The following is a 1,351-nucleotide window of genomic DNA, read 5'->3' as shown; positions in this document are numbered from 1 at the left end:
GGGGATGAACCCTGAGTGGTGGACACGCTGAGTCTGGCCCATAATGGGCCGGAGAATGCGAGTAGAAACCATGCCAAAGAAGAAGTACTCCGATGAGTTCAAAGCCGACGCCGTCGCGCTGTACGAGACTCATCCCGATATGTCTTATTCCCAAGTCGCGGCCGATCTTGGCATCTCCCGTGGCGCGATCAAGTCGTGGGTGTTCCAAGCGCGGAAGGAAGCTGGCAAGGTGTCCACGAGCTCGCCTGATCGGCCCGAGACACCCGAGGAGGAGCTTGCTCGCCTGCGGGTCGAGAACGATTCGTTGCGGGCCGATAAGCGGTCTCTGCGGTCGGATGTGGAGCGGCTGGAAGAAGAGCGAGCGATCCTGCGGAAAGCCACGAAATATTTCGCGGCAGAGACGACCTGGTGATCCGTTTCCAGTTCGTTGACGACCACCGAAACACCCATGAGGTGAAGCGGATGTGTTCCGTGCTGGGTATCCAGCGCTCAAGCTTTTATAAGTGGTGTGCCTCCCGGCCGGCACGGGCGGCCAGGCAGGCTGCTGATGATGCTCTGTGCGAGCGGATTGAGCACCACTTCGAATTCTGGGACCACACGTACGGGTACCGACGGATCACGGCCGAACTCGCCGATGACCCGCACGTGGACGAGCCGGTCAACCGTAAGCGGGTTGCCCGCCTGATGCGGAACAACGGCATGGTCGGTATCCACTTGCGTAAGCCGAAGACTACGACGATCTCGGACCCAGATGCTCAGGTGTTTGCCGACCTGGTCGGCAGGGACTTCTCGGCCGCTGAGTTGGGCACGACCTACGTCGGCGACATCACCTACTTACCCTATGGCGATGAGGGGAAGTTCTTGTATTTGGCCACGGTCATCGACTTGTATTCGCGGCGGATCGTGGGCTGGTCGATCGCCGATCACATGCGGTCCAGTCTCGTCGAGGATGCGTTACAGAATGCAGTAAACAACAGAGAAACACTGGAAGGTGCGATTTTTCACAGCGACCATGGTCGTCAATATACGTCCTCGTCGTTTCAGGCGATGTGTCGTCGGTTCGGGGTGGTCCAGTCGATGGGCAGGGTCGGGTCGAGTGCTGATAATGCCCTGGCGGAGTCGGTCAACGCGGCGTTGAAGCGGGAGACGCTGCAAGGAGCGAAGCGGTGGGTCTCGGACCTCGAGTGTCGTCGTGAGGTGTTTCGGTGGTTGGTTCGATACAACTCGAGGCGGAGACATTCGAGTCTGGGTTATCGAGCACCGGTTGACTTCGAGGTCGATTACACATTTATGATGGACATTGCCGCCTGATAGTACACATTGATGTGTCCACTTCCAGGGGTTCACGCCC

Annotated in this window: 1 protein-coding gene; it reads left to right on the top strand. The window is 58.6% G+C overall.

Annotation, left to right across the window (positions count from 1 at the left end; translation table 11 throughout):
* The first annotated feature begins 70 nt into the window (after positions 1–70).
* Positions 71–1,311 (top strand): IS3 family transposase gene (locus BLIN9172_RS17760; RefSeq protein ID WP_370036584.1). Its coding sequence is split into 2 segments (ribosomal slippage): positions 71–398 and positions 398–1,311, totalling 1,242 coding nucleotides; the frame shifts between segments, so codons are not numbered across the junction.
* Positions 1,312–1,351 lie beyond the last annotated feature (40 nt).

Source organism: Brevibacterium linens ATCC 9172 (genome assembly GCF_900169165.1).
Taxonomy (GTDB): Bacteria; Actinomycetota; Actinomycetes; order Actinomycetales; family Brevibacteriaceae; genus Brevibacterium; species Brevibacterium linens.
The sequence above is the reverse complement of the archived record's forward strand: the minus strand, read 5'-3'. Positions and strand labels throughout refer to the sequence as shown.